Source organism: Nostoc sp. NMS4, assembly GCF_017115095.1.
Classification (GTDB): Bacteria; Cyanobacteriota; Cyanobacteriia; order Cyanobacteriales; family Nostocaceae; genus Nostoc.
Map to the genome: position 1 here is coordinate 1 of NZ_JABXKI010000051.1, position 6,504 is coordinate 6,504.

Here is a 6,504-nt window from a genome sequence, read left to right on the forward strand (position 1 = left end):
TTAATGCTTTGTTTATTAGCATCACTCCCAGCTTGCGTATAAAAGTCAGAAAAAAATTCCCCTTTATACTTCGTTTTTCACAAAACCTATCGTTGACAAATGGGTTTTAACCTTAAGTTGACACTAATGGTGCACTCCCCATCCCACATTGTGATTGTACAACTGAATTCACGCAGATGGTTAACGATGCACCAATTCCCGCCTTTGCCCCGTAAATCAGGATTGTCCTTGGCAATAAGGAGGCAGACTTCCCCGACATACTAAGGGTTTGGCGCTTTGGTACGCATTACTTTGTGCAGTTGAGCTAGAACGACTATATTTCTATTGAGGAAGTAAAATGAACCTAAAACTTTTGACTTTCAGCAAAATTTTATTTGCAATAGTTTTTGTGATTTCCCTTGGTTTTACAGGATATTTAGTAGCTAATAACATTAGTCAGAGAATAATTGAAAAATCTTTTGCTAAACAAGTTATGTCTACCTCCACCGCCGGAAAAAGTTCTCGACTACAGACACTTTTAAATGAGATAGTTGTAGAGCAGCGAATTCCCGGTGCTGTAATGTATATTTCTACACCTAAAAGTTCTTGGCTAGGAGCATCTGGTGTGAATAACTTGTCAACTAAAACCCGGATGAAACCCACAGATGGCTTTTCTATTGCCAGTATGAGTAAAACTTTTATGGCGGTGGTTGTGCTGAAATTAGTGGAGCAAGGGAAGATAGGATTAGATCGGGCGATCGCAAACTACTTACCAAGAGACATCACTCCTCATATTGTCAACAGTGACAAAATTACAGTTCGTCAACTGCTCAACCATACTAGTGGTGTTGCTGAATACTTAGAAACAAAAGAGTTTATTCAAGCGACTGCAAAAAGAAGTCGCTCACAGCCTTGGACAGCCAGAGAAGCTATTCAGTATATGTATCAAGAAGAACCGCAAGCAAATCCCGGAGAAAAATTTATTTATACTGATTGCAATTACATTCTTTTGGAACTGATTGTTGAAAATATCACTAGGGGAACTCTCGCCCAAGCAATCCGCAGTCAGATTTTAAAACCATTGGGATTAAAACATACCTTTACAGAATTGCGGGAACCGACAATTGGAGAAGTAGCTACAGGTTATGGCGATCGCAATAAGGATGGTAAGCTAGATAGCTACGCCCAAGTTAATGATGGTAATGGTTTGGGGGATGGTGGATTAGTTTCAACAGCAGAGGATTTAGCCAAGTTCGCTAAAGCGTTATTTGTCAAAAAAAGCTTACTCTCCCCGAAGATGATGAAAGAAATGCTGAAATTTAAAGATAATGGCGCAGGTTATAGTTATGGGTTGGGTGTAGAAAGATTTTCATCTCCTTTAGCAAAAGCAATTGGACATAGTGGTATAGCTTATGGCTTCGCAACATTGCTGGCATATCTTCCCAATCAAAAAACCACTATAGTAGTGCTGCTAAATAATCAGAATGTTGATATTAAATCAGTAGCTAGGACAGGCTTAGATGTTGTCGAGAATCATTGATACTAATTTGTAATTATAATTTTCAACCTACTGGCATTATAAATTTTCTGGGTCAATATTCAGTTCTCGTAATTTGGCTGCTAGGCGTTCAGCAATCCTAAATCATTTGTGAAAAATTAGATCACCGACTTCTCGAAGAAGTCGGTGATCTGGTTTTTTATTTGGAAGTCCCATAAAAACTGTTTTACTTCTGAATTCTGAATTCTGACTCCTGAATTCTGCTGTAATTTCGCAAAATACTTAAAGCCACTGCTTCCGCTACCTTAATTCCATCAATACCAGCCGAGAGAATTCCCCCAGCGTATCCCGCACCTTCCCCAGCCGGATAAAGACCGACTGTATTTAAACTCTGATAATCCTCTTTGCGTTTAATCCGAATCGGTGATGATGTGCGGGTTTCCACGCCAGTCAAAACGGCATCATCCATTGCAAAACCTTTAATTTGTTTGTCAAAAGCGGGAAGGGCTTCACGGATGGCTGCGATCGCATAATCTGGTAAACTCTCACTCAGATCGCCCAAATGTACCCCCGGTGTATAAGACGGCTTAACAGTCCCCAATGCTGTCGAAGGGCGATGGTTGAGAAAGTCACCCACCAACTGCCCTGGCGCTTCATAAGTCCCGCCGCCCAATTCAAAAGCCCGTTCTTCCAAGCGCCGTTGCAAGTCAATTCCCGCCAAGGCATTTCCTGGATAATCTTCGGGGGTGATGCCCACAACGATCGCACTATTAGCATTGCGCTCATTGCGAGAGTATTGGCTCATCCCATTGGTGACAAGTCGCCCCGGTTCTGATGCGGCGGCAACCACCAAGCCCCCCGGACACATACAAAAACTATAGACGGAACGACCATTTTGGCAGTGGTGAACCAGTTTATAATCAGCAGCACCTAAAAGCTTATGACCCGCTTGAGCGCCGAAACGACATTGATCAATGAGAGACTGGGGATGTTCCACCCGAAAGCCGATGGAAAAAGGTTTAGCCTCAATATAAACCCCGCGATCGTATAGCATTTGGAAGGTATCGCGGGCGCTATGACCCACCGCCAAAACTACATAATCGCTGGCGATATATTCCCCACTGGCGAGGGTAACTCCCCGCACCTGTCCATTTTCGATATTGATATCTTCCACCCGGCTTTGAAAGCGAATTTCACCGCCCAGGGATTCGATTTTGGCACGCATACTCTGGACGATTCCGACTAGTTTAAAAGTGCCGATGTGCGGTTTATTGATATATAAAATTTCCGGCGAGGCTCCCGCATTCACAAGTTCGGTTAGTACCTTGCGCCCATAATGTTGAGGATCTTTCACCTGACTGTAGAGTTTGCCATCAGAGAATGTACCCGCCCCACCTTCGCCAAATTGAGCATTAGATTCTGGGTTGAAATCTGATTTTTTCTTCCAAAAGCCAAAAGTATCAACGGTGCGATCGCGGACTTGTTTGCCACGTTCTAAAATGATTGGACGGAACCCCATTTGCGCCAGCATCAAACCCGCAAACAAGCCACAAGGCCCAGTACCAATCACGATGGGGCGAATCGCCAAATTGCTTGGTGCTTGTGCCACTGGGCGATAACTCATGTCTGGCGTGACAATTACATGAGGATCTTTTTTCAAACGCTTGAGTAGATGAGTCTCCTGAGTCGTTTCTACATCCAAAATATAAACAAGAGCGATGTCTCCTTTCTTACGGGCATCATAGCTACGCTTAAAGATGGAATAACCGATCAATTCTTCGTCTGTGATTTGCAGCTTTTTGAGGATGGCAGTCTTGATCTCATCTTCAGGATGATCGAGCGGAAGCTTTACTTCTGTTAGGCGTAACATAGCGAGGAGAAATACATACTTGTCTTTGAACCTCACACGACTTGAAGTCACGCGATTCCTGCTTCAACGATCTGTGCCTGAATTGCTCCAGGTCTTACAAGTTCTCCACAGGCGTTTTTAGCATCCGGCGCACCGACGGCTGCTATAAGTCTCAAACCTTCACTTAATATATTAAGTGCGGCGTTTTTATCCCTCAAATTATAACTATTGCATTGTGGACAAGACCATTCACGCAGCTTTAAATCTTTAACTGCATGGTTAATAAAATCGCAATGGTTGCAAGTCTGGGATGAGGGATAAAACGTACCAACTTTCTGCACAAGTCTGTCGTGCCACAAAGCTTTATATTCCAACATTGTAATGAACTTAGTCCAACTAGCGTCTGAAATACTCAACGCTAATTTGTGGTTCTTCACCATGTTAGCGACTCGTAAATCTTCGATACAGATAATACTGTTTTCTTTGATTAGACGAGTTGACAGCTTGTGCAGAAAGTCATCTCTCAAATTAGTAATTCGTTTGTATGCACGACCCAGCTTGTTTTTCGCTTTGACTCTATTGTTACTACCTTTTACACTACGAGATAGTTCCTTATATGCTTTACGTAACTTACCCTGTTGAGTTTTATAATGCTTGGGGTTGTCTACCGTTTCGCCATTACTAGTAGTCAGGTAAGACTTCAAACCTAAGTCCAGTCCAATATTCTGTGTGGTTTGAGGATACTTTTCTATCTCAGTCTCACACAGGATACTAGCAATATATTTACCAGCAGAAGTACGAGTTATGGTAACGTTTACAAGCTTCCCGGTAATCTCTTGAGATTTATGAAACTTTACCCATCCACACTTTGGAAGCTTCAAGCGATTCTGTATTACCTGAATGTTGCCGTTGGTCAGGTTAGTTTTGTAAGACTGCTTACACCCATGTTTCTTTTTGAATTTAGGAAACCCTACACCTTTTTTACCTTTAATTTTCTTTAAGTCAGTAAAAAAGTTTTTGTATGCTGTTTCTAAATTCTTGAGTGAATTTTGTAAGGCAAACTTATCTACTTCCTTCAACCATTCAATTTCTTTCTTAAGTATAGTTAGCTGTTGACTACAAGCGTTGTAGTTTAAGGTTTTCCCAACACTGGCATATAACTCAATCTTGTAAGCCAAAAAGCGGTTGTACACATATCTGGCACAACCAATTGTCTTATTAATTAAGACTTCTTGATTGTGATTAGGGATGAGTGTAACTTTAAACGCTTTCTGCATTTTGGTTCTCTATGTACTTTTTTACTTGTGCTTCTGTATTTTCGCTAACTGTTGAAACAAAATAACTAGGATTCCAGAGATGACCTCCCCATAGCTTTTTCTTAAGTTGGGGAAACTTTAAAAACAGTTTCCTGGCTGATATTCCTTTTAGCATTTTGACTATGTTGGGGATGGTGTGCTGAGGTGTTGCAGAGACTAAAACATGAACATGATCTTCTACTACCTCAAGACTCTCAACCTTAAACTTGTAAAGAATTGCCGTCTCAACTAAAACATCTTTCAAGAAATCAGCTATTTCATCTTTCAGCACCTTATGTCTATACTTGACACACCATACGATATGATATTCAATTGCATAAACATAACCTCTACCTTGTTTTACTTCCATAACTTATCTTACCATGTGCATGACCATAGTAAGAAAAAAATATAGAAATATGGAGCGCCTAACTCATGACTGGAAGTCACGAGTGTGCGGCTTGCAGAAATCAAAATCAGCAAATTTTAGATTTTAAATTTTGGATTAAAGATTCAAAATCGAATGGCACTAAGTCTTGTGTTGCCTCGTTCCCAGCCTGGAGGCTGGGAATGTATTACGAGAGGGCTGCTGCCTCTCATTAAGCCACTGGAGGCGGAGCCTCCCAGGATCGGTTCCCAGCCTGGAGGCTGGGAACCAGTCAAAATCAGCAAATTTTCGCGTTCGTAGAGAGCGTCATTACGAATTACGAATTACGAATTACGAATTACGAATTATTTAACAGCCGCTTCTAACATTCGTATTGTCCCAAGTTCAGCATCTATTTCCACTTCTCCACCGATTGGTAAAGTAAATTTATCCTTAATATGACCAATCATTGAACCATACCAAGCAGGAATATTTAAAGGAAGTATGTGTTGTTGCAATACTTGCATTAATGTAAACGATGGTTCATCCCCAAGACTACAATTAGTACATTGCCCAAAGATAAAACCAGCAATTTGATTCAGTATCCCAGCAGTTTTTAACTGTGTCAGCATCCTATCTATCCGATAAACATCCTCGCCAACTTCTTCCACAAACAAAATGCTTTTGTTCCAAGCAGGTAGGTAAGGTGAACCTACCATTGCTGATAACACTGATAAGTTTCCACCCACAAGTTTACCCCTCGCCTTTCCCGGTGCTATTATCTCCAACCGCACTTCGCTAGGGTTGAGATTTTGCATAGTCACAGCTTCAGCATTAAATAGGATGCGCTTGAAGTAATCCACTGTAAATTGATTCCAGGTAGATGTGGCAACAGGCCCATGAAAAGTAATCATTTGACTACGGGCATTAATTGCTAACAACAGCGTCGTAATATCGCTGTAGCCAATGATAATTTTCGGATGGGAGCGGATTAGCGAGTAGTTGAGTAGGGGTAAAATGCGATTACAACCCCAACCACCACGCATAGGAATAATTGCTTTGATGGTGCGATCGCTAAACATCAAGTTTACATCATCGGCGCGATCGGCATCTTTACCCGCTAAATAGCCGTAACGGTCTAAAATATGCTTTCCCAGCTTGACTTTTAACCCTAACTGTGAAAGTGATTGTTGCGCTGTTTCGATGTCTTTAGCGTCAACGATACCCGCAGGAGAAATCAATCCTACGGTATCACCCACTTGTAGACGGGGCGGCTTGCGAATGGCGTTTAGAGATGGCTTACCTTGGGCGGTAAGTGCTGGTATTTGGGTGGCTAAAGTAGCTAATCCACAGGTTGTAAGAAATTCCCGACGTTTGATAGTCATAAGCATTAAGTTGGGGATTAGGGATAGTGACGAATTTTAATAGGTTATAGCAACGCCTAAATCATTCATAAAAAGTGGTTCTTGCGTTACTTTTATGGAAAATTAATACTAAAGTGCCAGTTTAATAAACT

At 41.5% G+C, this 6,504-nt stretch carries 5 protein-coding genes; 1 reads left to right on the plus strand and 4 read right to left on the minus strand.

The features are described from left to right. The first annotated feature begins 337 nt into the window (after positions 1–337). Entirely contained in the window at positions 338–1,519 is a 1,182-nt protein-coding gene (locus HWQ37_RS02400; RefSeq protein ID WP_292743264.1) for a serine hydrolase domain-containing protein, read from the plus strand. 184 nt (positions 1,520–1,703) lie between these two features. Here HWQ37_RS02400 and HWQ37_RS02405 read toward each other — a convergent pair whose 3' ends face one another. The 4 genes from HWQ37_RS02405 to HWQ37_RS02420 form a co-directional block, all read right to left on the minus strand. After that, positions 1,704–3,398: an NAD(P)/FAD-dependent oxidoreductase gene (locus HWQ37_RS02405; RefSeq protein WP_292743266.1), complete on the minus strand. Its 1,695-nt coding sequence runs from the start codon at positions 3,396–3,398 to the stop codon at positions 1,704–1,706. Further along, a complete protein-coding gene (gene tnpB, locus HWQ37_RS02410) occupies positions 3,395–4,603 on the minus strand; it encodes an IS200/IS605 family element RNA-guided endonuclease TnpB (protein WP_292743268.1) in 1,209 nt (402 codons plus the stop codon). The genes HWQ37_RS02405 and tnpB overlap by 4 nt, the downstream gene beginning before the upstream one ends. Next, on the minus strand, positions 4,587–4,991 hold the full coding sequence (gene tnpA, locus HWQ37_RS02415; protein WP_292743270.1) for an IS200/IS605 family transposase: 405 nt from the start codon (positions 4,989–4,991) through the stop codon (positions 4,587–4,589). The genes tnpB and tnpA overlap by 17 nt, the downstream gene beginning before the upstream one ends. A gap of 362 nt (positions 4,992–5,353) precedes the next feature. Next, positions 5,354–6,373 (minus strand): S66 peptidase family protein, encoded by a 1,020-nt coding sequence (locus HWQ37_RS02420; RefSeq protein WP_292743272.1) that lies wholly within the window; start codon positions 6,371–6,373, stop codon positions 5,354–5,356. Between the last annotated feature and the right edge of the window lie 131 nt (positions 6,374–6,504).

What these genes read in the sequence shown, in the direction of transcription:
- HWQ37_RS02400 (WP_292743264.1), top strand. Translation starts at nt 338, where the DNA reads ATGAACCTAAAACTTTTGACTTTCAGCAAAATTTTATTTGCAATAGTT.
- tnpA (WP_292743270.1), bottom strand. Translation starts at nt 4,991, where the DNA reads ATGGAAGTAAAACAAGGTAGAGGTTATGTTTATGCAATTGAATATCAT.
- tnpB (WP_292743268.1), bottom strand. Translation starts at nt 4,603, where the DNA reads ATGCAGAAAGCGTTTAAAGTTACACTCATCCCTAATCACAATCAAGAA.
- HWQ37_RS02420 (WP_292743272.1), bottom strand. Translation starts at nt 6,373, where the DNA reads ATGACTATCAAACGTCGGGAATTTCTTACAACCTGTGGATTAGCTACT.